The 25,920-nt window shown below is 63.0% G+C and carries 25 protein-coding genes and 1 tRNA gene; 11 read left to right on the forward strand and 15 right to left on the reverse strand.

The annotated features are described in order from the left end of the window. Nucleotides 1-161: 161 nt before the first annotated feature. From RX331_RS33855 to RX331_RS33870, 4 genes are all read right to left on the reverse strand, one after another. Complete coding sequence (locus tag RX331_RS33855; RefSeq protein WP_317253915.1) at nt 162-1,139, reverse strand: DUF3592 domain-containing protein; 978 nt, start codon at nt 1,137-1,139, stop codon at nt 162-164. A gap of 69 nt (nt 1,140-1,208) precedes the next feature. Next, complete coding sequence (locus tag RX331_RS33860; RefSeq protein WP_317253916.1) at nt 1,209-1,826, reverse strand: LysE family translocator; 618 nt, start codon at nt 1,824-1,826, stop codon at nt 1,209-1,211. A gap of 240 nt (nt 1,827-2,066) precedes the next feature. Next, a complete protein-coding gene (locus RX331_RS33865) occupies nt 2,067-2,615 on the reverse strand; it encodes a hypothetical protein (protein WP_317253917.1) in 549 nt (182 codons plus the stop codon). 11 nt (nt 2,616-2,626) lie between these two features. Beyond that, a complete protein-coding gene (locus tag RX331_RS33870; RefSeq protein ID WP_317253918.1) occupies nt 2,627-4,072 on the reverse strand; it encodes a hypothetical protein in 1,446 nt (481 codons plus the stop codon). A 121-nt stretch (nt 4,073-4,193) separates the two neighbouring features. On the opposite strand from RX331_RS33870, the gene RX331_RS33875 reads away from it, so the two are divergent. The 3 genes from RX331_RS33875 to RX331_RS33885 all read left to right on the forward strand — a co-directional run bounded on the left by RX331_RS33875 (nt 4,194) and on the right by RX331_RS33885 (nt 7,573). Next, on the forward strand, nt 4,194-4,508 hold the full coding sequence (locus RX331_RS33875; RefSeq protein WP_317253919.1) for a helix-turn-helix domain-containing protein: 315 nt from the start codon (nt 4,194-4,196) through the stop codon (nt 4,506-4,508). Then, nucleotides 4,501-5,034, forward strand: coding sequence for an SRPBCC family protein (locus RX331_RS33880; protein ID WP_317253920.1), 534 nt, complete (start codon nt 4,501-4,503; stop codon nt 5,032-5,034). The genes RX331_RS33875 and RX331_RS33880 overlap by 8 nt, the downstream gene beginning before the upstream one ends. 310 nt (nt 5,035-5,344) lie before the next feature. Continuing rightward, nucleotides 5,345-7,573 (forward strand): ATP-binding protein, encoded by a 2,229-nt coding sequence (locus RX331_RS33885; protein WP_317253921.1) that lies wholly within the window; start codon nt 5,345-5,347, stop codon nt 7,571-7,573. Between the two features lie 8 nt (nt 7,574-7,581). Here the strand turns inward: RX331_RS33885 and RX331_RS33890 are convergent, their stop codons facing one another. The 7 genes from RX331_RS33890 to folE all read right to left on the reverse strand — a co-directional run bounded on the left by RX331_RS33890 (nt 7,582) and on the right by folE (nt 13,915). Next, nucleotides 7,582-8,361 carry a DUF2189 domain-containing protein gene (locus RX331_RS33890; RefSeq protein WP_317253922.1) on the reverse strand — a complete coding sequence of 260 codons (780 nt, stop codon included), beginning with the start codon at nt 8,359-8,361 and terminating at the stop codon, nt 7,582-7,584. A gap of 228 nt (nt 8,362-8,589) precedes the next feature. Beyond that, complete coding sequence (locus RX331_RS33895; protein WP_317253923.1) at nt 8,590-9,030, reverse strand: hypothetical protein; 441 nt, start codon at nt 9,028-9,030, stop codon at nt 8,590-8,592. 2 nt (nt 9,031-9,032) lie between these two features. Then, on the reverse strand, nt 9,033-9,401 hold the full coding sequence (locus tag RX331_RS33900) for a hypothetical protein (RefSeq protein ID WP_317253924.1): 369 nt from the start codon (nt 9,399-9,401) through the stop codon (nt 9,033-9,035). 83 nt (nt 9,402-9,484) lie between these two features. Further along, on the reverse strand, nt 9,485-9,955 hold the full coding sequence (locus tag RX331_RS33905; protein ID WP_317253925.1) for a MarR family winged helix-turn-helix transcriptional regulator: 471 nt from the start codon (nt 9,953-9,955) through the stop codon (nt 9,485-9,487). Between the two features lie 19 nt (nt 9,956-9,974). Next, nucleotides 9,975-11,585: an acyl-CoA synthetase gene (locus RX331_RS33910; protein WP_317253926.1), complete on the reverse strand. Its 1,611-nt coding sequence runs from the start codon at nt 11,583-11,585 to the stop codon at nt 9,975-9,977. Between the two features lie 158 nt (nt 11,586-11,743). Further along, complete coding sequence (locus RX331_RS33915) at nt 11,744-13,276, reverse strand: FAD-dependent oxidoreductase (RefSeq protein ID WP_317253927.1); 1,533 nt, start codon at nt 13,274-13,276, stop codon at nt 11,744-11,746. A gap of 21 nt (nt 13,277-13,297) precedes the next feature. Continuing rightward, nucleotides 13,298-13,915, reverse strand: coding sequence for a GTP cyclohydrolase I FolE (gene folE / locus RX331_RS33920; protein ID WP_317253928.1), 618 nt, complete (start codon nt 13,913-13,915; stop codon nt 13,298-13,300). Nucleotides 13,916-14,270: 355 nt separating this feature from the next. On the opposite strand from folE, the gene RX331_RS33925 reads away from it, so the two are divergent. After that, nucleotides 14,271-14,552 (forward strand): hypothetical protein, encoded by a 282-nt coding sequence (locus RX331_RS33925; protein WP_317253929.1) that lies wholly within the window; start codon nt 14,271-14,273, stop codon nt 14,550-14,552. Nucleotides 14,553-14,588: 36 nt separating this feature from the next. Beyond that, a complete protein-coding gene (locus tag RX331_RS33930; protein ID WP_317253930.1) occupies nt 14,589-14,813 on the forward strand; it encodes a hypothetical protein in 225 nt (74 codons plus the stop codon). 56 nt (nt 14,814-14,869) lie between these two features. Here the strand turns inward: RX331_RS33930 and RX331_RS33935 are convergent, their stop codons facing one another. After that, nucleotides 14,870-15,325, reverse strand: a complete 456-nt coding sequence (locus RX331_RS33935) for a GatB/YqeY domain-containing protein (RefSeq protein ID WP_317253931.1) — start codon at nt 15,323-15,325, stop codon at nt 14,870-14,872. Nucleotides 15,326-15,619: 294 nt separating this feature from the next. Here RX331_RS33935 and carA point away from each other — a divergent pair, with 294 nt between their 5' ends. Both carA and RX331_RS33945 read left to right on the forward strand, forming a co-directional pair. Beyond that, the gene (carA, locus tag RX331_RS33940) at nt 15,620-16,810 is read left to right on the forward strand and encodes a glutamine-hydrolyzing carbamoyl-phosphate synthase small subunit (protein ID WP_317253932.1); all 1,191 of its coding nucleotides are present in this window, start codon (nt 15,620-15,622) and stop codon (nt 16,808-16,810) included. Nucleotides 16,811-17,142: 332 nt separating this feature from the next. Further along, nucleotides 17,143-17,676 carry a cupin domain-containing protein gene (locus RX331_RS33945; protein ID WP_317253933.1) on the forward strand — a complete coding sequence of 178 codons (534 nt, stop codon included), beginning with the start codon at nt 17,143-17,145 and terminating at the stop codon, nt 17,674-17,676. 11 nt (nt 17,677-17,687) lie between these two features. Here RX331_RS33945 and RX331_RS33950 read toward each other — a convergent pair whose 3' ends face one another. Next, complete coding sequence (locus tag RX331_RS33950) at nt 17,688-18,026, reverse strand: hypothetical protein (protein ID WP_317253934.1); 339 nt, start codon at nt 18,024-18,026, stop codon at nt 17,688-17,690. A gap of 459 nt (nt 18,027-18,485) precedes the next feature. Here RX331_RS33950 and RX331_RS33955 point away from each other — a divergent pair, with 459 nt between their 5' ends. Further along, nucleotides 18,486-19,946: a DUF1254 domain-containing protein gene (locus tag RX331_RS33955; RefSeq protein WP_317253935.1), complete on the forward strand. Its 1,461-nt coding sequence runs from the start codon at nt 18,486-18,488 to the stop codon at nt 19,944-19,946. A 71-nt stretch (nt 19,947-20,017) separates the two neighbouring features. On the opposite strand, the gene RX331_RS33960 is transcribed toward RX331_RS33955, so the two are convergent. Together RX331_RS33960 and RX331_RS33965 are read right to left on the reverse strand one after the other, a co-directional pair. Beyond that, nucleotides 20,018-20,326, reverse strand: a complete 309-nt coding sequence (locus RX331_RS33960) for a hypothetical protein (protein ID WP_317253936.1) — start codon at nt 20,324-20,326, stop codon at nt 20,018-20,020. 168 nt (nt 20,327-20,494) lie between these two features. Further along, nucleotides 20,495-21,028 (reverse strand): DNA starvation/stationary phase protection protein, encoded by a 534-nt coding sequence (locus RX331_RS33965; protein ID WP_317253937.1) that lies wholly within the window; start codon nt 21,026-21,028, stop codon nt 20,495-20,497. A 123-nt stretch (nt 21,029-21,151) separates the two neighbouring features. On the opposite strand from RX331_RS33965, the gene RX331_RS33970 reads away from it, so the two are divergent. The 3 genes from RX331_RS33970 to carB all read left to right on the forward strand — a co-directional run bounded on the left by RX331_RS33970 (nt 21,152) and on the right by carB (nt 25,808). Then, nucleotides 21,152-21,856 (forward strand): class I SAM-dependent methyltransferase, encoded by a 705-nt coding sequence (locus RX331_RS33970; protein ID WP_317253938.1) that lies wholly within the window; start codon nt 21,152-21,154, stop codon nt 21,854-21,856. Nucleotides 21,857-21,936: 80 nt separating this feature from the next. Next, nucleotides 21,937-22,012 (forward strand) — tRNA-OTHER (locus RX331_RS33975). 331 nt (nt 22,013-22,343) lie between these two features. Next, nucleotides 22,344-25,808: a carbamoyl-phosphate synthase large subunit gene (gene carB, locus RX331_RS33980; protein WP_317253939.1), complete on the forward strand. Its 3,465-nt coding sequence runs from the start codon at nt 22,344-22,346 to the stop codon at nt 25,806-25,808. The last annotated feature ends 112 nt before the right edge of the window (nt 25,809-25,920 follow it).

Here is a 25,920-nt window from a genome sequence, read left to right on the forward strand (position 1 = left end):
GACGGCCAAAACAGGCCTGTCGGCGGGGACCAGAAGCGGAACCTCCTCGCGCCTCGGCATCGTAATTTCCGGGGCGCTCCATCCGCGTACACGCATTGCAGTTCGGAGGGCCGAAAGCTGCCCGGGACGGTCAGGCGGCGTCTGCTCCGCCGTTGGCAACGTCAGCCATGCACCGCCGCGTAATACGCGACGCCCCAGATCGCGGCGGCGGCGATCCATAGCACCCACACAAAGCCTGCGCGCGGCTCCAGCGTCGCCTGCGCCGGATTGTCGGGATTGACGAAGACCTTCACGCTGGCGCCGTTCTTGTAATCGGTCGTCGATTTCTTCACCAGCCAGCTTGAGCTCGAAGCGACGCTGCTCGCAAGCGTGGCATGCGTGTTGGTATAGGTGAGATTGTTGTACCTGTAGGTATAGGACACCCGGCGCTGATACATGGTCTGCCCCCGCGATCGGCCGTCCGTCGGCGCGGCGCGGTACTGCTCGATATCGGAGAGCTTGATGGTGCCGGTCACGACCGGCCATCCCTTTGCCAGCGACGCCTGACGCTGCAGCGCGAGCGCAAACAGCGCCACGACGGTGCCGAACGCCGCGAAGGCGACGGCGGCCGCCGGATTGCCGGAGGCGGGGATCTGGGTCGCGATATAGTCGGTGATCTTGTGCAGTCCGACCGCGGAGCCGAACAGGATGGCCAGCACGATGGCCGTGCCGATGCCGAGGCAGCCCCACAGGCCCTTCGGCAGGTCGCGCTCCAGCACTGCCCGATCCGGATGCCGGGGGTTGTAATAGACGGTGACGATGGTACCGACCGGGTATTTCGCCAGCGTCTCGGCAAGCTCGAAATCGCCGCGGTCTTCACCGATGCTGATGCGGTTGTTGCGCTGCTTCTTGCCAGCAACGGAATATTCGTAAACCACATTGGCGAAGTTGCGCGGCTCCATGCGAAAGCCGTTCTCGCGCTCGCCGTCGATCACTTTGACTTCGCGCACCTCGGCATTCGAGACCACCACCTTGCCGGCAGTGGACGGCCATCCGTGCGCCGCGCGCACCTCGAGTGTCTTGTAGACGGCGGCGCCGAGCAGCAGCGCGAGCGGGCCCAGCAATATCAGATAGGCGAACCACGGCAGATCGGGCAGCACGGCTTGTCCCCCTTAAGACGGCTGGCTGTTAGACGCCGCGCCGGCTCGCCGGGTTCAACGCGTGTGAGGTCAGCGCGCCCGCGTCAGCGCCAGCCAGATACCGCCGCCGATCATGAAGCCGCCGGAAACGCGCGACACCAGGCGGGTCCGCTGCTTGGAGAAGAACAGCCGCGCGCGGCCGGCGAGCAGAGCATAGACCGCGTCGGTCGAGGCGGCGATCACCATGAAGGTGATGCCGAGCAGCGCCACCTGCGGCAGATGCGGCTTCTCCATGTCCATGAACTGCGGAATGAACGCGCCGAAGAACACCAGCACCTTCGGGTTACTGAGCAGCACCAGAAAGCCCTGCAGGAAGAAGCCGCCGCGCGGCGGCGGTGGCGGCTCGTCGGTATTGACGCCTTCGACAGGGGATCGGATCAGCTTGATGCCGAGCCAGATCAGGTAGGCCGCGCCGGCAAAGCGCACCCAATCGAACCAGTACCCCATGGTCGCCATCAACGTGGTCAGACCGATCGCGACGGTGCCAATCACGATCGCCATACCGGTTTGCACGCCGGCGCAATTGATCATCGCCGCGCGAGTCCCATGCCGCAGGCCGTTGGCGATCAAAAGCGTCACGACCGGGCCCGGCAACAGCGCAAGCGCAATGCAGGCGGCGACGAAGGCGAGATAGACTTGTAGGGACATGGGAGAGGAATCCTGGGTGGGACAGCGATTGGGGTATTATGCATGTGAGGGGTGGAGATGGAAGCGGCGCAATTTCTTGTACGCCGCTGCTTCTGCTCCCTCTCCCCGTCCTTCACGGGGAGAGGGTTGGGGTGAGGGGCTGTTACCGCGCGTACAAATCGCGGAGAGTCCCCCCTCACCCGGATTGCATCTTCGATGCGATCCGACCTCTCCCCGCAAGTGGGGCGAGGTTAGAGACTGCTACCCTCCCGCCATCGCGGCGGTCATCCAGCGCTTCATTTCATACCTCTCCAGAAACGCCAGCGCCGCGCGCCGCAATTCGGCCGCATCACCTTTGCCGTGTGCGACCGCAACGAGGAGATCGCAGCGGCGCGAGACGGCGATGCCGATGGCGGTATGCGGCATACGATCGGGCATCTTGAGATCATAGGCCCTGATCCGCCCGGGCATGTCGGCGAGCTGCGCCATATCGCCCGGCGCCAGTGGCGCAAAATGTTCGCTCATCAGGTCGAGATCGGCGACGCGATCGACCTCATCGTCATCGGCGACGCCGCGGTCGCAATTACAAAATCCCAGCTTCGGCCGCACGTAAAGCTCCACTTCGCCGCCGCACGCAGCGTTACCGCAGCGGAACGCCTTGCCGGCGGGCCAGCCATCGCGCGGAAATGGCCAGGCGATTTCCTGCCATGCGTCTTGCTGATGCAGTCCGGCATGCTGATGATAGGCCGCCGCGCCCGACATCGCGCCGAGCGCCACAAGGACTGACGCAATGAGCGGCCATCGGCGCATGGCCGGCGTCCTCACGGCAGGCCGGCAGCCCCGCGCGCCGGCCCGGTCAGCTCCAGGATGTGGAGGCCGGTGTTGGCGCGGTCGACGATGTAGACATAGCCGCGCTCGTCGGTCTCGACATTATTGGTCTGGATCGCGACCTTGCAGCGGTCCTGCTCGCCGACTTTGACGCAGCGCTTGTCGGTCGCATCCGTGATCGCGGGAATGAAATAGCCGACCTCCCTGGGGTGATAGGGGTCGCGGATGTCGAGCGCGCGTACCCCGGCATTGAAGAAGGCGATGAACGCCATCTTCTTGTAGAACACCGGCGCCATGCTCTCGTTGGAGGAATGCGCGCCGAACCGCCCTCCCCGCTCGCAGAACGCGCCGCTCGCTTCCGGCACCGTGTAGTTCGAGATGATCATCGGGGCCTTTTCGACCGTGACGTCGGCGAACCACACCATCTGCCTGGGCTCGTTGCATTCGTTCAGGATCGCCTCGTCGACGATCATGACGATGTCGCGGGTCTTGCCGTCCTTGTCCTTGGCGAATTCCGCAATCGGCATGCCCGGCATCGGAAACGTGGTATGGGCGCCGTTGAAGGCCGACATCGGCAGCCGCGCAATTTCCGGCAGGCGCAGATTGTCCGGCGTCGGCTCCTTCGGGCCATTGAGCAGCTTGTCGCGATCGACGATCTGCAGGATGCCGCCCTTGTTGGTGCCGTAGCCGAAATAGACCCGGTTGCCGGACGGTCCGGTCGAGATCGGCCCATGCAACTCGGTCGGCACCGCCCCGGTCGCGCCGGGCTCCTGACCGGGCAGGCCGAAATCCCGGATCTTCTGCGGATGCGCCGGATCGGAGAGATCATAGACTTGCGTCATCCGGCGCGTGCGCCAGTCGGGCGCCCCCGACACCAGGAAGCCAATGCCGGTGTCGCACTCCCACCAGTTCTTGTGTGTGTCCTTCAAGCCGGCGATCCGCGTCACCAGCACGGGGTTGGCGGGATCGGCGACATTCCAGATTTCATGCGCCGCGCCGCCAAACGTCCGGAGCATGTAGACCGCGTTGCGGTCGCCCTTCGGCAGCGACTTGCCGTTGCAAATCCGCACCATTTGCGCCCCGCCAGACTCATATTTGCCCTCCTGGCCAGGCAGATGGCGCAGATATTTCGGCTGCGAGGGATCGGTAACATCGACGATCGAGGTGCCGTTCGGCTCGGCCTTGCCGGTCTGCGGATTGACGGGTGCGGGAATCTCGTCGCTGCCGCCGTGATGGCCGATATAGGCGATCCAGCGCTCGCCCTGATGATGAATGGTCGGCTGATAGCCGCTGCGCGCCTGCAGGTCGCTGGTTCCGACCAGCTTCATGTTGAGCGCTTCGGGTGGCGCGCCAATCACTTGCTGCTGCGCAGAAGCGATATTTGGGCAAGCAAGGAGGTGAACCGAGAAAAAGGCTGCGAGTGTGAGGCGAGCGCTCATCTTCCACCCCCGAATGTTCAAGGCCAATCTGCGCTGGCTGACGTTACGATAACACAGGCTGCGGGCCATGCCCAACACACGCCCTTGACATGCAACCTTTTGGTTGCCTATTATCCCAGGCATGGATGAAGTCTTCAAAGCGCTTGCCGACGGTTCGCGGCGCGCGCTGCTGGATCGGCTTCACGCCAGAAACGGACAGACGCTGAACGAACTCTGCGATGGCCTTGCGATGACGCGGCAGGCCGTCACCAAGCACCTTGACGTTCTCGAAGCGGCCAACCTCGTCGGTACGATGAAGCACGGCCGCGAGAAGCTGCACTACATCAACCCCGTCCCGATCCATCAGATCGGCGAGCGCTGGATCAGGAAATTCGAGCGCGGGAGGCTCGCCGCGCTCTCTGAGTTGAAACGGCAGTTGGAGAAGCGTGATGAGTAAGGGTAGCGGAATTGACGTCAAGAAATTCAAGCCGATGATCGTCTACACGATCTACATCGCCGCCACGCCCGAGCAGATCTGGAAGGCGCTGACGACGGCCGATTTCAGCCGCAACTATTTTTCCGGCTTTGCGATCGAGGCCGACCTCAAGGTCGGCGGCGCCTTCATCGCCCGCGCGCCCGACGGCTCCGAACATATCTCCGGCGAAGTGATCGAATGCGATCCACCGAAGCGGCTGACCATCACCTGGAACGTGAACTGGCCGGGGCTAGTGGAGAAGCTCGGGCCGACGCTCGTCACCTATGAGATCGAGGAGGCCGGCGACGTCGTCAAGCTGACGATGTTGCAGTCGCATGACCGGGACATCAGCGACGACATCCTGTCCGGCGGCCGCGCCGGCTGGCCCGCGATCCTGTCGAGCCTGAAGAGCCTTTTGGAAACCGGCCATGCGCTGGCGATCAAGATGCAGCCGCCGGAGCGGATGCTAAAAGCGCTGAAGGAAATGGGGATCGGAACGCCGAAGTAGCTGCATTAGTTTCCGTCATCATTGCGAGCGAATGTCGCCATTCCCACCGCTGTCATACCCCGCGAAAGGCGGGGTATCCAGTACGCCGCGGCTTCTCGGTTCAATCATCGGTGTCTCGGATTACTGGGTCACCCCGCCTTCGCGGGTGATGACGGTTGAACGTAACCTTGAGACCTGGAAGCCGCCGCTCGCAAGTAGACTTAAGCCCGCCCAAGGGATATTCCAGCATGCGTGGACAGTACGGCTGCCTCGCACGCGCCGGACGCTACCTATCGCAACACCGCTGACCTGAGCGTGGAACCACGCACCGATGAGCCTCCGCACCCGGCTATTGATCCTGGTTATCGCCGCGATGCTGGTGCCGGCCACGCTGGTGGGATTGCGCTTCGTTCAGAACCGGACCAACGACATTGATGCTGCGCTGGCCAGCCTGTCGGCGACCGCCAACGACATCCAGGGCGATCTCGACGAGAAAATTCAGGGCACCGCCCAGCTCCACTACGGCCTCGCTCGCGCCAGCGATCTCGACACGCGCGACAAGGCGGCATGTTCGGACTTCCTGTCCGCCGTGCGCGAAGAATACACGCGATACACCGGCATATTGACCATCAATCCGGACGGCAGCCTGTTCTGCGACTCGCTGCGGACCAACCGGACGCTGGACTTGCGGGACCGCGAATATTTCAGGCAGGCGCTGAAAGCCCATGGCATCGTTACGCTCGAGCCCGTGTTCGGCCGGCTGACGGGGATCTCCGTGCTGCAGATCGCCTATCCCGTTCGCTCCGAATCCGGCGAGCTGAAATTCATCCTGCTCGCCTCGTTCAACCTGAAGAAATTCGCCGAGGACCACGACAGGCGCCTGTCCGATGATAGCGAGATTTTGCTCGTTGACAGGAAGGGCACTGTCCTCGTCGCACCCGACAGCAAGGATTGGACCAAGCCGGCCGGCACGTCGATGGCGAATTCGGAATTATTCCGATTTGCGGAGTCGCCGACCCGCGAGCCATTCCAGGAAGTGACCGGCCGCAACGGCCGCACCCGCGTCTGGGCTGCCGCGCGCTCGCCCTCGTCACGCGATGCCGGGCTTACCATTCTGGTCGGACGGCCCAAGGACAGCCTGGTGGCGACGGCCAACCGCCGCCTGTATGAGGACCTCGCCATTCTCGCGGTGGCCTCGCTGCTGCTTCTGGCAGGCGTCTGGATTCTGGCGACCATTAGCATCGGCCGTCAGGTCGGACGGCTAGCGGCGATGGCAAGGAAGCTCGGACTTGGCGACCTCAGCGCGCGGATCGCGCCGCCGCATCCGAGTGGCGAACTCGGCGGGCTGATGACGCTGCTCAACGGCACCGCGGAATCGCTGCAGCGGCAGCGCACGGCCATCGACGAGCTCAATCAGAAGCTCACCCAATCCCAGAAGATGGAAGCGATGGGCCAGCTCACCGGCGGCGTGGCCCATGATTTCAACAATTTGCTGACCGTGATCCTCGGCAATGCCGAGCACCTGGCCGAGCAGCTCGCCCCTCACAAGGAGCTGAGCGCCATCGCCGAGAGCATCGCGACCGCCGCCGAACGCGGGTCGGACCTGACGCGCAGCCTGCTCGCGTTCGCGCGCAAGCAGCCATTGATGCCGAAGGACATCAACATCGGCCAGAAGGTCGTCGGCATGGAGTCCTTGCTGCGGCGGACGCTCGGCGAGCATATCGAGTGCGAATTCCTCATCGATCAGGAATTATGGCAGGCCAGCGTCGATCCCGGCCAGCTGGCCTCCGCGCTGCTCAATCTCGTGCTCAACGCGCGCGACGCCATGCCGTCGGGCGGCAAGCTGACGGTCGAGGTGCAAAATACCTCGCTCGGCGAATCCGATGTCGACGTCAACGGCGAGGCGCGTCCCGGCGACTACGTCATGGTCGCGGTGACAGATACCGGCACCGGCATGACCACTGAGGTCGCGCGCCGCGCCTTCGAGCCGTTCTTCACCACCAAGGAGGTGGGCAAAGGCACAGGCCTTGGCCTCAGCATGGTCTATGGATTCGCCCGGCAATCCGGCGGGTTGATGCAGATACGGTCCGAGCCGGGAAACGGCACCGCCGTCAGGCTGTTCTTCCCCCGCGTCGGCACACCCCGCGCCAGCGCTGCCCCCACCACCACACAGCGGACCTCGCCCATTGGCAGCGAGACCATTCTCGTGGTCGAGGACGACGACATGGTGCGCAGCTATGTCGAGGGCGAATTGAAGGCGCTCGGCTATCGCGTCATCGTCACGCGCCACGCGCCCGCGGCGCTCGACATATTGAGGGGGCCCGAGAGCATCGACCTTCTGTTCACGGATGTGGTGATGCCCGGCGGCATGTTCGGGACCGAGCTCGCCAAGGAAGCCGCCCGGCTGCGGCCGGCGCTGAAAATCCTGTTGACGTCAGGCCACACCGAACATCCCGTCGATGCGACCGATGGCGACGGTCGCGAGGTGCGGATTCTCAACAAGCCCTATCGCCGCCACGACTTGGCATCGATGCTGCGTTCGGCTTTGAAGGCGAGCTAAGGGCCAGCTTATTCCTTTAGCGGCGCGATGATCCGGCGATAAAGGTGCCAGGTGGTGTGGCCGAGCACCGGCAGCGTGACGAGGAGGCCGAGAAAGTACGGCATCGCCGACACCGCCAGCAGGATCACGATCAGCGCCGCCCACGAGATCATCGGCATCGGGCTCGTCACCACCGCGCGCACACTGGTGATCATCGCGGTGACGAAATCGACGTCACGGTCGAGCAATAGCGGAAACGACACCACCGTGAGCGAGAACAGGATCAGCGACAGCGCGGCGCCGACGGCGTTGCCGATCGCGAGAAACAGCAGGCCCTCATTGGTCGTGAGCACCACCGTGATGAAGTCGTGCAGGCTGGAGAAGGACGCGTTGAGGCCGAGCAGCAGCGCGATCAACAGCCGCACCTGATACATCCAGACCACGAACACGAACAGCGTGACGAACGCCATCCAGCCGATCTCGCTGCGCGTCCGCACCGTGGTCCAGATCGCGCCGATCGATATCGTCAGCCCCATTTCGCGCCGGCGGCTGACCTCATAGAGCCCGATCGCAACGAACGGGCCGAGCAGCGCAAAGCCGGCGGCGAGCGGATAGGCCAGATAAACCATGCCGAACGCGGTCAGGCAGAGCAGGATCGCAATGCCGCCAGCGGCATAGAAAGCGCCGAAGGCGAGCCCGTAGAGCGGCACCGCCTGGAAATCACGCAAGCCCAGCCCCAGCGCCTCGGCGATATCGGCCGCCGCAATGCGCCGCACCACCGGATCGGCCTTGCCGGAAACCGACGCCATGGGTTCCTCCGTGTTGTCGGAGGCATTGAGGCAGGCGGAGCAAAAGATGTGTTGATCTCGGTCAAGAATCGAGAGGCGAGCCCCCCTCTCACTGTCGTCCCTGCGAACGCAGGGACCCATAACCACCAGCGGAAATTGTTTTTGCGCCGGTCAATTACCCGTCCTTTCCGATAATGACGGCCGCGGCGTATGGGTCCCTGCGTTCGCAGGGACGACATTGACGTTACATCACGCCGCCAGCATCATCGCGACGATCGCATTGGCCACGAACAGCGCGGCATCGATGACGAAGATCCTGAGCATCGGGCCCTTCAGGACCGGCCAATACGCCACCCCGACCCGGCCGCCGCGCATCAGGATCGGAAGGTTGTAGGCGAACTGGCTGAAGTGACACGCCGAGAAGAACAGGAACAGCGCAAGCTGCGCGTCATGCGCCCCAAAGAACGGCGGCCGGAACAGCAGGAGATACACAGACAGCAAGCCGATCGGCAGATTTATGCCGCCGAGAAACGCCACGCTGGCCGACAAGGTCGGCGCGATCGGATTTCCGCGCTCCTCGCGCGGCACCAGTATCTTCAGCGTATTACCCTGGGCGATGCTGAACTGGATGAAGGCGCCGCCGAACCAGAGCGCATTGAGCAGCAGGACAAGATCCGGAAGAAATCGCATGGCTACTTTCCGTAGAACGCTTCGCTGCGCACCACGCGGCCGGCGCTGTCGAAATCCATGAACTCGCTAGCGCGCGCCTCGCCCAATTGCCACCACACGGTCAGGCGCGAAATCGTCTCGTCCCAGCTCCAGTTCAGGATTTTCAGATCAGCGCTGGCGATGTGGCCATACGCCTTCCGCCAATAGGTACGGATGTTCTCGGCGCCCGCGACCACGGGAGCGCCGGTCAATTTGACCGCCAGCGGGCTGCGCATCTCGGCGTTCTCGGCAAAGTGCGAGACGACCGCGTCGATATCGACCTTGCACCAGTTCGCACACCATGTCTCGACAAAGCGCCCGATCGCCGCCCGGTCCATTGGCTGTTGGCTCATGCTCGCGCCCTCTTCTCCGTGCAACGGCGGAGAAGAGATGGCACAAGGCAATTTTCAAGTCAACTATATTGACGTTAGAAGCGTCAATGCTTGTCGGCGATGGCTCCCATCACCGCCATCCAGGCTGCAGCGCCGGTCTCGCCGACATGGTCGAACGCCGCGCGCAGCACCTTGCGCTCATAACCCGACGCCCGCTGTTCGATCCGTTGCCCCTCCGGGGTCAGCCGCAACAATTTGGAGCGGTGCTGCTCGGGCGACCGCTTCGATATCAGGAGCTTGCGTTCCAATAGCAGGTTGAGCGGCCGGTTCACGGCCTGCTTGGAAATCCCGAGGATGTCGATCAGCGCGCCGATCGAGATATCGGGCTGCCGCGCCACGACATAGAGAATGCGATGGTGCGGGCGCGACAGGCCGAGCGTCGCAAGATACTGGTCGGCCGTGAGCGTCATGCCGCGCCAGCCGTAGTACATCAGTTCGAGCGCGGCATCCAACTCGTCGAGCTTGGTGAGCGAGGCGCGGTGCAGGCCCGCCACGCGTTTGGCAGTCTTCTTCATTCGTCCCCCGAAACGAAAATTATCCCAGCGCCCGCAATTCGCGGCGCAGCACCTTGCCCGTCGCCGTCATTGGCAGCGTCTCGGCGAACTGCACAAAGCGCGGATATTCGTGGGCGGCAAGCTGCACCTTGACGAATTCCTGGATCTCGCGCGCCAATTCGTCGCTGGCGGCAAAGCCCGGACGCAGCACGATCCAGGCCTTGATCGATTCAGTGCGGATCGGATCGGGAATGCCGACCACGGCCGACATCGCGACCGCTGGATGCTTCATCAGCGTGTGCTCGATCTCGGAGGGCCCGACGCGGTAGCCGGCGGTGGTGATGACGTCATCCTCGCGGCTGACGTACCAGAAATAGTCGTCTTCATCCTGCACACCGAGATCGCCGGTGAGCAGAAATTCGCCGGCATATTTCTTCGCGGTCGCTTCCGGGTTCTTCCAGTATTCGATCATGGTGCACGGGCATGGCTGGCGCACGCCGATGATGCCGCGCTCGCCGCGCGGCAGCTCCTCGCCCTTGTCATTGACGATGCGGACGTCGAAGCCCGGGGTTGCCTTGCCCATCGATCCCGGGCGAATCGGAAACAGGTTCGAATTGCTGCCGATCACAAGATTGCATTCGGTCTGGCCGAACACCTCATGCGCGTCGATGCCAAACGTTTCGCGCACCCAGCCATGCAATTCGCCACCGAGCGATTCGCCGCCGGTGAAGATGCTGCGCAGCTTCAGGCCGGGATTCCTTACGTCCGCCTGCCGCATCAGTTTCAGCGCGGTCGGCGGCAGGAACGTGTTGCGGATGCCGAGGTCGGCCATCATTTGCATCGCTGCCTGCGGCTCGAACTTTCGCGCGCGATGCCCGACCAGCGGAATGCCATGATACCAGAACGCGAGCAGGCCGTTGATCAGCCCGCCGATCCAGGCCCAGTCGGCCGGCGTCCACATCAGATCGCCGGGCTTGGGCAGGAAGTTGTGGCACATCTCGACATTCGGCAGATGGCCGAGTACGACGCGGTGCGCATGCAGCGCACCTTTTGGGTTTCCTGTGGTGCCGGAGGTGTAGATGATCAGCGCGGGATCGTCGGACGAGGTATCGACGGTAGGAAACACCTCGTCCGCCTCCTCGATCGCCGGCCAGAACGGCTTCGCGCCAGCGTGCGCGATGCTGGTCGTGACATAGATAGCCTGAAGATAGGGCAGCCGGTCGCGGATCTTCGAGAGCTTCTCCCACCCGCTTTCGTCGGTAATGATGGCCCGCGCGCCGGAATTCGACAGCCGGAATTCCAGCGCATCCTCACCGAACAGCGCGAACAGCGGGATCGAGATCATACCGGAGCGGAACGCGGCGAGATGCGCGATCGGCAGTTCCAGCGATTGCGAGAGGAACACGGCGATGCGGTCACCGCGCATTAGGCCGTCGGCTTTCAACACGTTGGCAAAGCGGCGAGAATACTCGGCAACCTCGTCGAACGAAGTGCGCGTGATGGCGCCGCTCTCGTCGACATAAACCAGCGCGAGCCGGCCGGAGCCGTCGGCGTGGCGGTCGCAGCACGCGGTCGCCATGTTGAAGCGCGCGGGGATGGTCCAACGGAAGTTGCGGTAGAGTTCGTCGTAGGTTGCGGCTTCGGTGAGCATCGGACGCCTTCGTTCGTCGTCCCCGCGAAGGCGGGGACCCATAGCCACCAAGTTTAGCTATGGGTAAGAACGATTCAACGCGCATCTAGAATATATCGCGCGGCCGCGGAGTATGGGTTCCCGCTTTCGCGGGGACGACATCCGAGGTGATGTCAATCTCAAAAAATCAGCGCCTGCTCCATCGCAAGCTCGGCCTCGAGGCTTGCGACGTCGCGATAGATCGAGGTGACGGCAAGCACGCGCCCCTTGCGCTTGTACTGTAGCAGGCAATCCTTGCCGGCGATGTCGCCGTCCACGGTAATTTCGTCCCATTTCTCGGCGTGACCGACATAGTTGATCGGGACGTCGTAATGCTGGCTCCAGAAGAACGGCACGGCGTCAAAACGTTCCTGTTGCCCGAGCATGTTGCGCGCCGCGGTCTGGCCCTGTCGCTCCGCCACCACCCAATGCTCGACCCGGATGTTTTCGCCGGAATGCGGATCGGGCCAGCGGGCGATATCGCCGGCGGCATAGATGCCGGGAACGCTGGTTTCCAGATAGATATCGACGGTGACGCCGCGATCGATCGCAAGCCCCGCCTTCTCGGCCAAGCCAAGACGCGGGCGCACGCCGACGCCGACCACGACGATATCGGCCTCGACCACGCTACCGCTTTTCAGCGTCGCGCGCTTGCCGTCGATCGCAGTGACAGTGTCGCCGAGATGGAAGATGACGCCGTGCTCCTCATGCAGCGCACGGACGAAGTCGCCCAGTTCGGGCCCGAGCACGCGCTCCATCGGCCGCTGCTCCAGGCCGACGACATGAACTTCGACATTTCTGGCCCGCAGTGACGCTGCGGTCTCCAATCCGATAAAACTCGCGCCGATAACGACGGCGCGCCGCGCGCCATCGGCCTGCGCAATGATCGCACGGGAATCCGCCAGCGAGCGCAGCACGTGGACATGAGGCTGATCGATGCCCGGTATTTGCAGGCGCACCGGCTCGGCGCCGGTCGCCAGCAGCAAGCGGTCATAGGGAATGGTCTCGCCGCCAGACGTGATGACATGGCGTGCCTTGGTGTCGATCGACGTGACCTCGGTATTGAGCCGGAGGTCGATCTTCGCGTCAGTATAGAAATCATCCGGCCGCAGCGGCAGCCAATCCTCCGGCGCGCTGCCGGCGAGATAATCCTTTGACAGGTTCGGCCGGTCGACCGGCGCCGCGCCATCGTCACTCAGCATCACGATGTTGCCGCGATAGTCCTGACGCCGCAGCATCTCGGCGGCGGCAAAGCCCGCCGCGCCGCCGCCGACGATCACGATCTGGCCGGGCATGTCGGTAGCGGGCTGCGGCTTGATCCGCGGTTTGGGCTGTTCGCGCTTCTCGCGAACGAAGACGCGATCACCTTGCAGCTCGACCTTCCAAACGGCGACCGGACTGAGCGCCGGCGCCCGTGTAGCTTCGCCGGTACGCAGGTCGAAACAGGCATGATGCCAGGGACAACGAACGCCATCCCCGGTCACAAGACCTTCGGCGAGGGGCCCGTGATAGTGCGTGCAATGCGCGCCGATCGCATAAATCTCCGGCCCGGAACGCACCAGCAGGACTTCCTCGTCGCCGACATGGCCGAGCAACATCTGGCCGGTGAATTCGGACGGCGTGACGCCCTTTGACAGATCGGGACCGGCGGGCGGCGATTGCTGATCGGCCATCTCTTCCTCCGCAGCGTGGCGTTAAGTTGCCATTCCCAGAAATTCCTGACGGGTCAGCGCGTTGTCGCGAAAGCAGCCGAGCATGCGGCTGGTGACGAGATCGGTGTCCGGCTTGTGCACGCCGCGCGTCGTCATGCAGTGATGCGTCGCCTTGATAATGACGCCGACGCCCTGCGGTTCCAGCACGTCATTGATGGTGTTGGCGATCTGCGCCGTCATCTTTTCCTGGATCTGCAAGCGCTTTGCATAGACATCGACGACGCGCGCCAGCTTGCTGATGCCGACGACGCGGCCGTTTGGAATATAGGCCACCCAGGCCTGGCCGACGATCGGCGCCATGTGGTGCTCGCAATGGCTCTCGAAACGGATGCCGCGCAGCACGATCATCTCGTCATAGCCTTCGATCTCCTCAAACGTCTTTCTCAGGATTTCGACGGGGTCCTGCGCATAGCCGGAGAAGAATTCCTCGAACGCGCGCGTTACCCGCGCCGGCGTCTCGCGCAGGCCGTCCCGGTCAGGGTCTTCGCCGGTCCATCGGAGGATGGTGCGAACGGCCGCTTCGACCTCGGCCCGATCAGGCCGCTGGATTTCAGACGGCCGGGTCCTAGCGCGATCCAGTGCATGTACATTCGGATTCATCGAGAGGCCTTTCCACGCTTGCATTAACGAGCTTGAACCCGTTGGATGCAGCCTCGGCGGAAAGGTTCCCGAGAACTCGGCCGCGCACCTTAGGAAAGTTGACGGCGTTTGCTGTCCGCGTGCGCTCCAGCAGCCGGCCAAGCCGTCGCATGCCTGCTTCCGGCCGCATGCAAACCCGCACGACGAGCGGTCCGGTAGTGTTCCTGAGGCACGTTGCGCGACCGATTGCCTCATGGACGCCGACCGCCGGCACTGATGTCGCACTCGTGCGGCGCAGCAACAGAACAGCGTTACACCTCACAGATTCGCGGAACGAAACGGCTCGTCGGTCTTTCTCGACCTTTGGGAGGTGCCCATGACTTCTCAGGCCATAGAAGGTGCATGTGCGTTCGCTTGGCGGAACTACCTGCTGCGAGACAGCAGCATCAGTGAGAACGATAGCAGGCGTTCCGCCCTTTATCGCTATGTCTCCAATCTTCGCGATACCGGCGACTATGATTTCGGTCTCTTGCAAATCGCGGCCGTCGCTTACTTGAAGAAGCTGGACGAATTGCATGACGATCGAAGTGCGAGACTCGCAGCAGACCAGGCCTTGGCCGAGCGCTTGAAGTCACGAAGTGCGCCGGCCGGGACTTAATTGTAGGCCACACACAAGAGCAGAGGAGCCAGCAGCATGGCAGATTCCGCCAACGTAAACCGCGCCGCACACGACGCGCAGAGCCGTATCATGGCGACAGCAATCGGCATGGATGCCTTAAGGCCAATCATGCACTTGCAGGTTTCGATGCTGAGGTTGTGGGCCGACAGCATCGAGAGGCTTGCGGGCAATTATGAAAAGGCGCTCGATGAAACCGCGACCATCACCGATGAAAAATCAGGGAAGCAACGGGCCGCGTAACACATGAATCGTCGTAATACTTGAATCGTCGGAGTCCGGGTTGGTTCGAGGCAAGACTAGCCTGACAGCGCCGCCTTCACCAGGCCGCTCGCCTTGCCGAAATCCATCTGGCCGGCAAACTTCGCGCGCAGCACACCGATCACCTTGCCCATGTCCTTCATGCCGGCGGCGCCGGTCTCGGCGATCGCTGCCGAGATCGCCGCCTTCACCTCGTCGTCGGACATCTGCTTGGGCAGATAGGCGGAGATGACGGCGATCTCCTCGCGCTCCTGCGCGGCAAGCTCGGCGCGGCCGCCCTTCTCATAGAGCTCGACCGATTCCTGGCGCTGCTTGATCATCTTCTGCAGCACGCCAAGGATGTCGGCGTCGGCGAGCGGCGGCTTGCCCTGCCCGCGCGCCTCGATGTCGGCATTCTTGAGGGTCGAGTTGACCATGCGCAACGTGGAGAGCTTGCGCTCGTCCTTGGCCTTCATGGCCTCCTTGACCGCGTTGTTGATGTCGTCGCGCAGCATGGTTGCCTCACTGAAGATGGTGCCGCCGGTGGACCCTTGGTCTATCGGAAGATCGCGCGTCTATATAGCGGCCAAGCGAGCCGCGCCACTGCTGGGATGTCGGCCGGTGGGACCTGAACGAGCGGCATCAGCTCGAATTGGTTAAGCTGGGCGGCCAATTCCGGCGAATTGGGCCCAAACCGGCCGGGTCGCCGGAACCGGCGATCAAATATGCGGTAAACGCATGTGAATCGCGCCGTTTTCTGGCCTTCCGGCTTTGACGCGCGGGGGCGCTTGCGACTATGAAGTGCGCTCATGACAACATCCGAAAACGCCTCAGCCTGGCCGGACCACAAGCCGACCGCGCTCCTCGTGCTCGCCGATGGTACCGTGCTGGAGGGCTTTGGCCTCGGCGCGGAAGGCCGCGCCGTCGGCGAGGTCTGCTTCAACACCGCGATGACCGGTTATGAGGAGATCCTCACCGATCCCTCCTATGCCGGCCAGCTCATCACCTTCACCTTCCCGCATATCGGCAATGTCGGTACCAACGAGGAAGACATCGAGACGGTGAACATGGCGGCAACGCCCGGCGCGCGCGGCGTGATCCTGCGCACTGCCATCACCGATCCCTCGAACTACCGCGCGACAAAACATCTCGACCAGTGGCTGCGCGCCAGGGGCATCATCGGTCTCTCCGGCATCGACACCCGCGCGCTCACCGCACTGATCCGTTCCAAGGGCATGCCGAATGCCGTGATCGCACATTCGAAGAGGGGCGAGTTCGACCTGCACGCGTTGAAGGAAGAGGCGCGCGAATGGCCGGGCCTCGAGGGCATGGACCTGGTGCCGATGGTCACCTCCGGCCAGCGCTTCACCTGGGACGAGACGCCCTGGGACTGGCAGAAGGGCTTTGGCCGCCAGAGCGATCCGGAATTCAACGTGGTCGCGATCGACTACGGCATCAAGCGCAACATTCTGCGCCTGCTCGCCGCCGAAGGCTGCAAGGTCACGGTGGTGCCGGCGACGACGCCGGCCGAGGACATCCTGGCGATGAAGCCGGACGGCGTTTTCCTGAGCAATGGCCCGGGCGATCCGGCGGCAACCGGCAAATATGCCGTGCCCGTCATCCAGGAGGTGATCAAATCGGGCACGCCGACCTTCGGCATCTGCCTCGGCCACCAGATGCTGGGCCTCGCGGTCGGCGCCAGAACTAAGAAGATGCATCAGGGCCACCACGGCGCCAACCATCCGGTGAAAGACGAGACCACCGGCAAGGTCGAGATCACCTCGATGAACCACGGTTTTGCCGTGGATCAGGACACGTTGCCCGAGGGCGCGACGCAGACTCACATCTCGCTGTTCGACGGCTCCAATTGCGGCATCGAGCTGAAGGGTAAGCCGGTCTTCTCGGTGCAGTATCACCCGGAAGCATCCCCGGGCCCGCGCGACTCGCACTACCTGTTCAAGCGGTTCGCCGATCTGATGCGGCAGAGGAAGCGAGCGTAAGAAGCCGCTATCGTCATTGCGAGGAGCGCCAGCGACGAAGCAATCCATCTTTCCTCATTGCCGAGAGATGGATTGCTTCGCTTCGCTCGCAATGACGGCGGACTGAATTAGCCGGCGCAACAATTGCGCATGCCACGACGACGTGCATGGTTTTCGAGATTCCGAAGGAACGTGAGGCGCTGGCGGCGGTTTGAAAGTGTAGGTTTGTCGACTCCATCCTGAGGAGCCGCGCAGAGGCGTCTCGAAGGATGAAGCCATCGGCCGGACCTCATGGTTCGAGACGCGCAACGCGCTCCTCACCATGGGTTGCTGCGTCCTGCGGAGAACCCATCATGTCCGTCGTCAACGCCGATATCGAGCCGCTCGCCCTCGTCTTCGAGGACGACGGCCTCGTGCCGAACAATCCGCTGCCGTTCCTGGTCTACAGGGGCGCGGTGGACGTTGCCAACGAGCATCCGGAAAAGACCATCGAGGGATTGTTCGGCGCCAATGGCTGGGGCGCCATGTGGCGTAATGGCGTTTATGATTACGTGCACTACCACGCCACCGTGCATGAAGTGCTCGGCGTTGCCCGCGGCCGCGCGCGCGTCCGCTTCGGCGGCAATGGCGGTCAGGAGCTTGAAATATCCGCCGGCGACGTCGCCATCCTGCCGGCCGGCACCGGGCATCAATGCGTGTTCGCCAGCCCTGATTTCTGCGTGGTCGGCGCCTACCCGCCGGGGCCGCCGATGCAGATCACGCGGCCGACGCCGGAGAACCACGCAAAAGCGTTGAAGACGATCCCGGACGTGAAGGTGCCGAAGACCGATCCCGTGCGCGGTGAAGACGGGCCGCTGGTGCGGCTATGGAGCCGCCGCGCGGGATGAGACGGAGTTCGTCAGCCGCTCCGGGCGAGTGGGAATTTTGGCTCGGCCACGGCGGCTGGCTCCGCATCGGCCGGTGAGACCCGCATCGCCGCGATCCGCGCCACGAACAGCCCGATGACGAGATTGGTGCGCTCGATCTCGAGCTTGTCATCACGGACCGGCCCGTTCGGAACGGTCGCGCACATCGTCTTGATGCATTCCAGCGTGCGAGACAGGGAATCGACCACCGCATAGATCGGCTCGATCGACGGCACCGCTGCCTGTGAGCCCGGCGCTTTCGTGGCCGGCTGACCGGATGGGCCGGCCCGATGGCCGGATGTTACGTCACGTAATTCGACAATTTTCTGCATCGCAGGATTCCAAACTCGGCAATTATGGACTTGAAAGTTGCTATTGTTTTACCGCGCAATCAGCTCACCCGGCCGGGTTACATGCTACCGGCAATCTCGCCCAAACACGCTTAAATTGACTATCGGAATCCCGCAGCACTTTCTTTGTGCGCATGTCATTTACCTGCGACACTTGGCTGCAGCGGGTTGTCGGGTGGGCCGCGCATCGTCGCTCAGTTGGAAGTAGCTGAACACACCTCGATCAACCCCGCCGGCATCGGTTTTCCAAGAAACCTTGATCTAAGTCAGCATGCGCGTCGGCATTTGATGCCGACAATGACACGTTAGGGCACGCAATCCATTTCCGGACGCGACCGCACGATCGCGTCTGCCACTAATTTTGCGGAGCAATGGAGGCCACGCGCATCAGCTACGGCTCCGAATATCTCACAAACAATCACGACAGAAGGAGGATTCGACATGTTTCGAGGAATTCTGCCGCTGACACTATCTCTCTGCATAGGTGCGGCTGCTGCGCCGGCGGCGCTGGCCCAGCTCACGGCGTCGATCGCCGAAGACGAAGGGCGCGCCATTGCAGTGGATGCTTATGTCTATTTCTACCCTCTCCTGTCTATGGATATCACGCGGAGGCAATTCACGAACGTTGAAACGGGTACGGACAGTTTCAAAGGCCCGATGAACACGATCGTGAACGTGCGCGAATACCCGCCGGCGGATTTCAAGGGTGTCGTGCGGTCCAATTTTGACACCCTTTATTCCTCGGCATGGTTGGACATGTCCAAGGAGCCGGTCGTTATCACTGTCCCGGATACAGATGGACGCTACTATTTGTTGCCGATGCTCGACATGTGGTCCGATGTTTTTGCATCGCCGGGGTGGCGAACGACGGGCACCGAGGCGGGGACGTTTCTGCTAACACCGCCCGGCTGGAGGCCCGATCTGCGCGAGAAGTTCGCCGAGGCGTTCAGGCTTCCAGAAGATACGCAGCGGATCGAAGCGCCGACGCCCTATGTCTGGATCATCGGCCGCACCAAGACGGATGGCCCGGCGGATTACAGCGCCGTTCATAAAATCCAGGCCGGGTACAAGGTTACCCCGCTATCCGAGTTCGGCAAAACGCCAAAGCCGGCCGAGGTCAAGATCGATCCGAGCGTCGATATGAAGACACCGCCAAAGGTCCAGGTCGATACCATGTCGGCCGGCGTCTACTTCGCCAACGCGGCTGAATTGCTCAAGCTGCATCCGCCGCATATCACCGACGAGCCGATCATCGCGCAGATGAAGAAGATCGGCATCGAGCCAGGCAAGAGCTTTGACATCGGCATGCTCGATCCCCACATACGGCGGGCATTGGAGACTGCACCGCAAGAGGCACAGAAGCTGATGGCCTGGAAGGTGCCGACGCTGGCGCGGGTCGCGAACAACTGGTCCATGAACACCGACACCATGGGCGTCTACGGCAACTACTACCTGAAGCGGGCGATCGTCGCGCAAGTGGGGCTCGGAGCCAATCTGCCTGAGGACGCCATCTATCCGCTCAATCTCGGTGACGAATCCGGCAAGCCGCTCGACGGCTCAAACAAATACACCCTCACGTTCGAGAAGGGCGCTGCACCGCCGGTAAATGCGTTCTGGTCGATCACGCTGTACGATCCGGAAGGATTCCAGGTCAGCAACGTACTGGGCCGTTTCGCCGTGAGCAGCTGGATGCCGTTCAAGTACAACGCCGACGGTTCGCTTGACCTGTACTTCCAGAACGAAAGCCCCGGAAAGGATAAGGACGCCAACTGGCTGCCGGCACCGAAGGGAGCCTTCAATCTCACCATGCGCCTTTACGCGCCGAAGTCCGAAGCACTTACCGGAAGATGGAATCCGCCGCCGGTTGTGCGGACACTGGCGACGGTTGGAGCGGCGCAATGAAGGAAGGCACTTCGGTACTCCCGACGCTTCGGGCGCCGGCGTCCGAGGCGCATTGAAGCCACGCTAGTCGGTCATCTGCCCGCCTGGCCCATTTGCAGACACGTTAACAAGCTGACGTAACTTGGCGTGCCACCGATATTTTCTTGCGAAGCACAGCCTGCGCGGCTCGGCGCAGGAAATTTGGACCATTGGCCCGCGAGCTGCTTCTGCGCTTTTTGTTCATCGCTGACGCAGGTCTTGACCGATTGATCAAGAGAGAGCCCGGCAGCCGCGGCCGCGACGAGCTTGCAGCTCCGGGCAATATCGTAGTTCGGCATTCCGTCAGCCGCCATAACGATCAGATGCGAGTTCAAGATGATCATCGAGAAGGAGATAGGCATCGCAGGCCTCCCGTTAATCTCGCACGACAGCATCGTAGCGGAACCCGCCCCGCAAGCTACCTTTACTTTGGCACTGCACGTCGATTCAAAGATCGGCCACGCCTGACGGAGCGGCGGGTCGCGCCGGCCCGTTGGCGAACCTGCTCCTCCCGCACGGGAGGCTGTGGGTCAAGCCGCGTTGGCGCCTTCCTGCCGGCTGGCCTCGAACAGGAACCAGGTGCGGCGCTCGGTCTCGTCGATGAAAAGTTCGAGCAGCTGGGCGGTGCCCGTGTCCTCATTATCGTCGGCGAGCTTGTGCGCCTTGCGCATCGCCGCCGCCATCTTCTTGTTGTCTTCCATCAATTCGCGCAGCATTTGCCGCGGCGGCACGTAATCCTCATTGTTGTCCTGGATGGTCTGCAGCTTGGCGATCTGACCGATCGAGCGCAGCGTAATGCCGCCGATCTTGCGCACCCGCTCGGCAAGCTGGTCGGTGGTTGCGAAGATCGCTTCGGATTGTTCGTCGAGCAGCAAATGATAGTCGCGGAAGTGGCGGCCGCTGACATGCCAGTGGAAGTTCTTGGTCTTCAAGTAAAGCGCGAAGGCGTCCGCCAGGAGCACGTTGAGCGATGCCGAAATCTTCTCGACGGCGGCCGGCGCCAGGTCGGTCGGCGTATCGAGGTCGGGGGATACCTTGTCGGATTTATTGTTGGTTTTGCTCACATTACACCTTCCTGTTAGGACCAGATACCGGCGGCGGTGGACATTGGCCGCCGGACGACCTAACGCATCAGTTTCAGGCTGGTTCCGCGACCGGAACCGGCGACTTTGGCCGGGCGCGCACGCATGGATGAATGGATCGACTATTACGATTCCACGCATACGATTTATGCGAGCAAGCTGCATCGCGACCTGCATTTCCAGCTCATCGCGCGCGACATCATCGGCTACATCGCCACGCCCGATGCCGTCGTGCTCGATTATGCCTGCGGCGAGGCGCTGTCGGCGGCCCGCGTGGCGGACGCCTGCGCCATGCTCTATCTGGCCGAGCCGGCGCCCGGCGTGCGCGGCCGGCTGATCGCGCGCTTTGCGCCGAACACCAAAATCCGCGTCCGCTCGCTCGAGGATCTCTCGCGGATGGCGGAAGGCTCGGTCGATCTCGTCGTCATGAATTCGGTCGCGCAATACATGACGCCGTCGGAGCTGGATTCGGCCTTTGGCGTGGTCCGCCGGCTGCTAAAGCCCAACGGCCGCTTGGTGGTCGGCGACATCCTGCGGCCCGAGGTCGGCATGTTCAGGGACGTGCTGGCGCTGTTGAAGTTCGCCTCCGCCCACGGGTTCCTGAAGGATGCCCTGTACGGCCTCGCGAGCACGGCGCTGTCGGATTACCGGCAGCTGCGCACGCGGATCGGACTGCAGCGCTACACCGAGAATGACATGATTGGGAAGCTCACGCGCGCCGGCTTCTCGACCTCGCGCGCGCCCCAGAACATCGGCCACAACCCCTGGCGGATGACCTTCGTCGCGCGGCACGCTCTGAAGCTCAATTAGACGCTATGGCGCCCTAAGGTTGTTAACCCTAAACCACGGTAAGCATGGTTCACCGCGCCGTGATCGGCCATGATGAGCATGGCCCGGTGGCGGAAGCGTCGACGCGGGAGCAGTGCAATGCTCTTTATCCTGGTTCAAATCCAGGCCGGGCCTCCAGCCTTCGCTGCTTACGCAGCTTCGGCTAGGCAAGCCAGCCTTGCTCCGCCACAGCTCGCAGAGCGGCGGCGGGTTCGGCTAGACAGGCCCTTTCGTAGCGAAGGCTGTCCCGCCGTAGCTCGCAGAGCGAAGGCGGACCGAGCTGGCCACCGCACAACTCGCAGGCTGCCAAATCCCTGAAAATCCCCGTTGATGGCCCGTTTTTGGGGGTTTCGCGGGTGCAAAATCTGGTCTAAAGACCACCCGCGCGCGAGGGTGACCCGCGCTCTTGGCTTAGGGGACGCGCGGCTGCGCGCCCTTTTTTTGTGCCCAATTTCCCGTTTGAGAGCTGATGCCCAAAAGAACAGACATCTCCACCATCCTGATCATCGGCGCCGGTCCCATCGTGATCGGCCAGGCCTGCGAATTCGACTATTCCGGCACCCAGGCGGTGAAGACGCTGAAGGAAGAGGGCTACCGCATCGTCCTCGTCAATTCCAATCCGGCCACCATCATGACGGATCCGGAACTTGCTGATGCGACCTATATCGAGCCGATCACCCCGGAAATCGTCGCCAAGATCATCGAGAAGGAACGTCACGTCATCCCCGGCGGCTTTGCACTGCTGCCGACCATGGGCGGCCAGACCGCGCTGAACTGCGCACTGTCGCTGCGCCGCCAGGGCACGCTCGACAAGTTCGACGTCGAGATGATCGGCGCCACGGCCGACGCGATCGACAAGGCCGAGGACCGCCAGCTGTTCCGCGAGGCCATGACCAAGATCGGGCTCGAGACGCCGAAATCGCGGCTCGCCAACGCCTCGGAATTGAAGAAGTCCTATCGCGACAAATACCTCGCCGAACGGGAGAAACTATCCGGCGCGGCGCTGGATGAACTCGAAAGGCAATGGACGCTCGGCGAAAGCGAACGCCGCAAGCGCTACCAGGAGCACGCCCTCGGCCAAGCGCTGATGGCGCTGTCCGAGATCGGGCTGCCAGCGATCATCCGCCCCTCCTTCACCATGGGTGGCACCGGCGGCGGCATCGCCTACAACAAGGAAGAGTTCCTCGACATCATCGAACGCGGCTTGGATGCCTCCCCGACCAACGAAGTCTTGATCGAGGAATCCGTGCTCGGCTGGAAAGAGTTCGAGATGGAGGTGGTGCGCGACAAGAAGGACAATTGCATCATCGTCTGCTCGATCGAGAACCTCGATCCGATGGGCGTGCACACCGGCGATTCCATCACGGTGGCGCCGGCGCTGACGCTGACCGACAAGGAATACCAGATCATGCGCGACGCCTCGCTGGCGGTGCTGCGCGAGATCGGGGTCGAGACCGGCGGCTCCAACGTGCAGTTCGGCGTCAACCCGGCCGACGGCCGCATGGTCGTTATCGAGATGAACCCGCGCGTGTCGCGTTCCTCGGCGCTGGCCTCGAAGGCGACCGGCTTTCCGATCGCCAAAGTCGCCGCCAAGCTCGCGATCGGCTACACGCTCGATGAAATCGCCAACGACATCACCGGAGGCGCGACGCCGGCCTCGTTCGAGCCGACCATCGACTATGTCGTCACCAAGGTCCCCCGGTTTGCGTTCGAGAAATTCCCCGGCGCTTCCACCACGCTGACGACGTCGATGAAGTCAGTGGGCGAAGTCATGGCGATCGGCCGCACCTTCCAGGAGAGCCTGCAGAAGGCGCTGCGCGGGCTCGAGACCGGCCTCACCGGCCTCGACGAGATCGAGATCGAAGGCCTCGGCCGCGGCGACGACAAGAACGCGATCCGCGCCGCACTCGGCACGCCGACGCCGAACCGCATCCTGCAGGTGGCGCAGGCGATGCGGCTCGGCTGGTCGAACGAGGAGATCTTCAACTCCTGCAAGATCGATCCGTGGTTCCTCAGCGAGATGCGCGGCATCGTCGACATGGAAGCCAAGGTGCGGGCCAACGGTCTGCCGCCGAACGGCTACGGCATGCGCATGCTCAAAGCGATGGGCTTCTCCGATGCGCGCCTCGCGGTACTGACCGAGACCACCGAGGCCGAGGTGAAGGCCAAGCGGCACGCGCTCGGCGTCCGCCCCGCGTTCAAGCGCATCGACACCTGCGCCGCCGAATTCGCCTCGCCGACCGCCTACATGTATTCGAGCTATGAGGCGCCGTTTGCAGGCAGCCTCGCCGACGAGAGCGCGCCCTCCGACCGCAAGAAGGTGATCATCCTCGGCGGCGGCCCGAACCGGATCGGCCAGGGCATCGAATTCGATTATTGCTGCTGCCACGCCTGCTTCGCGCTCGATGACGCCGGCTATGAGACCATCATGGTCAACTGCAATCCGGAGACGGTCTCGACCGACTACGACACCGCCGACCGGCTCTATTTCGAGCCGCTCACCGCCGAGGACGTGCTGGAGATCATCGCCACCGAGCGGCAGAACGGCACGCTGCACGGCGTGATCGTGCAGTTCGGCGGCCAGACCCCGCTCAAGCTGGCGCGCGCGCTGGAAGCCGCCGAAGTGCCGATCCTCGGCACCTCGCCCGACGCCATCGACCTCGCCGAGGATCGCGACCGCTTCAAGCGCGTGCTCGACCGACTGCGGCTGAAGCAGCCCAAGAACGGCATCGCCTATTCGGTCGAGCAGGCGCGTCTGGTGACGGCAGATCTCGGCCTGCCGCTGGTGGTGCGCCCGTCCTACGTGCTGGGCGGCCGCGCCATGCAGATCATCCGCGAGGAGACCCAGCTCGACGACTACCTGCTCGGCACGCTGCCCGAGCTCGTGCCGGCCGACGTCAAGGCGCGCTACCCGAACGACAAGACCGGGCAGATCAACACGGTGCTCGGCAAAAACCCGCTGCTGTTCGACCGCTATCTGTCCGACGCCACCGAGATCGATGTCGACTGCCTCTGCGACGGCAAGGATACCTTCATCGTCGGGATCATGGAGCATATCGAGGAAGCCGGCATTCACTCCGGCGATTCCGCCTGCTCGCTGCCGCCGCATTCGCTGGACGCGAAGATGATCGAGGAGCTGGAACGCCAGACCCGCGAGCTCGCGCTCGGCCTCGACGTCGTCGGCCTGATGAACGTGCAATATGCGATCAAGGACGGCGAGATCTACGTGCTCGAGGTCAACCCTCGCGCCTCGCGCACCGTGCCGTTCGTCGCCAAGGTGATCGGCACGCCGGTGGCCAAGATCGCAGCAAGAATCATGGCCGGCGAGAAGCTCGCCGACTTCAAGCTGAAGAAGAAGCAGCTCGGCCATGTCGGCGTGAAGGAATCCGTTTTCCCGTTCGCCCGCTTCCCCGGCGTCGATACCGTGCTCGGTCCGGAAATGCGATCGACCGGCGAGGTCATGGGCATCGACCGCTCGTTCGAGGTTGCCTTTGCCAAGAGCCAACTCGGCGGTGGCACCCGCGTGCCGCGCAACGGCACCGTGTTCGTCTCGGTGCGCGAGACCGACAAGAACCGCATCGCGGAAGCTGTCCGTCTGTTGCACTCGCTCGGCTTCAAGGTGATGGGCACGTCGGGCACTCAGCGCTTCCTTGCCGACAGGGGCATTCCGACCGAGAAAGTCAACAAGGTGCTGGAGGGACGGCCGCATATCGTCGACGCCATCACCAATGGCGACATCCAGCTCGTCTTCAACACCACTGAAGGCCCGCAGGCGCTGGCCGACAGCCGTTCGCTGCGTCGGGCTGCCCTCTTGCATAAAGTGCCGTATTACACCACTCTTTCGGGTGCTGTTGCGGCCGCCCAGGGCATCCGCGCCTATCTGGGCGGGGACCTTGAGGTTCGCACGTTGCAGAGTTACTTTTCCGAAAACTGATCCTTGGCCGGGCGAACGCCCGCTAAGCGATTGGCAATAAAGCCGTATGGCTGGAACTCACCGCTTGGTTGGATGTTGAATCGGCCCCGGAAGGGGCCGAAAATTAATAGGC

Origin of the sequence: Bradyrhizobium sp. BWA-3-5 (assembly GCF_032917985.1) — a bacterium.
In the GTDB taxonomy this organism is placed as follows: Bacteria; Pseudomonadota; Alphaproteobacteria; order Rhizobiales; family Xanthobacteraceae; genus Bradyrhizobium.

What these genes read in the sequence shown, in the direction of transcription:
- RX331_RS33860 (WP_317253916.1), bottom strand. Translation starts at nt 1,826, where the DNA reads ATGTCCCTACAAGTCTATCTCGCCTTCGTCGCCGCCTGCATTGCGCTT.
- RX331_RS33865 (WP_317253917.1), bottom strand. Translation starts at nt 2,615, where the DNA reads ATGCGCCGATGGCCGCTCATTGCGTCAGTCCTTGTGGCGCTCGGCGCG.
- RX331_RS33870 (WP_317253918.1), bottom strand. Translation starts at nt 4,072, where the DNA reads ATGAGCGCTCGCCTCACACTCGCAGCCTTTTTCTCGGTTCACCTCCTT.
- RX331_RS33875 (WP_317253919.1), top strand. Translation starts at nt 4,194, where the DNA reads ATGGATGAAGTCTTCAAAGCGCTTGCCGACGGTTCGCGGCGCGCGCTG.
- RX331_RS33880 (WP_317253920.1), top strand. Translation starts at nt 4,501, where the DNA reads ATGAGTAAGGGTAGCGGAATTGACGTCAAGAAATTCAAGCCGATGATC.
- RX331_RS33885 (WP_317253921.1), top strand. Translation starts at nt 5,345, where the DNA reads ATGAGCCTCCGCACCCGGCTATTGATCCTGGTTATCGCCGCGATGCTG.
- RX331_RS33890 (WP_317253922.1), bottom strand. Translation starts at nt 8,361, where the DNA reads ATGGCGTCGGTTTCCGGCAAGGCCGATCCGGTGGTGCGGCGCATTGCG.
- RX331_RS33895 (WP_317253923.1), bottom strand. Translation starts at nt 9,030, where the DNA reads ATGCGATTTCTTCCGGATCTTGTCCTGCTGCTCAATGCGCTCTGGTTC.
- RX331_RS33900 (WP_317253924.1), bottom strand. Translation starts at nt 9,401, where the DNA reads ATGAGCCAACAGCCAATGGACCGGGCGGCGATCGGGCGCTTTGTCGAG.
- RX331_RS33905 (WP_317253925.1), bottom strand. Translation starts at nt 9,955, where the DNA reads ATGAAGAAGACTGCCAAACGCGTGGCGGGCCTGCACCGCGCCTCGCTC.
- RX331_RS33910 (WP_317253926.1), bottom strand. Translation starts at nt 11,585, where the DNA reads ATGCTCACCGAAGCCGCAACCTACGACGAACTCTACCGCAACTTCCGT.
- RX331_RS33915 (WP_317253927.1), bottom strand. Translation starts at nt 13,276, where the DNA reads ATGGCCGATCAGCAATCGCCGCCCGCCGGTCCCGATCTGTCAAAGGGC.
- folE (WP_317253928.1), bottom strand. Translation starts at nt 13,915, where the DNA reads ATGAATCCGAATGTACATGCACTGGATCGCGCTAGGACCCGGCCGTCT.
- RX331_RS33925 (WP_317253929.1), top strand. Translation starts at nt 14,271, where the DNA reads ATGACTTCTCAGGCCATAGAAGGTGCATGTGCGTTCGCTTGGCGGAAC.
- RX331_RS33930 (WP_317253930.1), top strand. Translation starts at nt 14,589, where the DNA reads ATGGCAGATTCCGCCAACGTAAACCGCGCCGCACACGACGCGCAGAGC.
- RX331_RS33935 (WP_317253931.1), bottom strand. Translation starts at nt 15,325, where the DNA reads ATGCTGCGCGACGACATCAACAACGCGGTCAAGGAGGCCATGAAGGCC.
- carA (WP_317253932.1), top strand. Translation starts at nt 15,620, where the DNA reads ATGACAACATCCGAAAACGCCTCAGCCTGGCCGGACCACAAGCCGACC.
- RX331_RS33945 (WP_317253933.1), top strand. Translation starts at nt 17,143, where the DNA reads ATGTCCGTCGTCAACGCCGATATCGAGCCGCTCGCCCTCGTCTTCGAG.
- RX331_RS33950 (WP_317253934.1), bottom strand. Translation starts at nt 18,026, where the DNA reads ATGCAGAAAATTGTCGAATTACGTGACGTAACATCCGGCCATCGGGCC.
- RX331_RS33955 (WP_317253935.1), top strand. Translation starts at nt 18,486, where the DNA reads ATGTTTCGAGGAATTCTGCCGCTGACACTATCTCTCTGCATAGGTGCG.
- RX331_RS33960 (WP_317253936.1), bottom strand. Translation starts at nt 20,326, where the DNA reads ATGCCTATCTCCTTCTCGATGATCATCTTGAACTCGCATCTGATCGTT.
- RX331_RS33970 (WP_317253938.1), top strand. Translation starts at nt 21,152, where the DNA reads ATGGATGAATGGATCGACTATTACGATTCCACGCATACGATTTATGCG.
- carB (WP_317253939.1), top strand. Translation starts at nt 22,344, where the DNA reads ATGCCCAAAAGAACAGACATCTCCACCATCCTGATCATCGGCGCCGGT.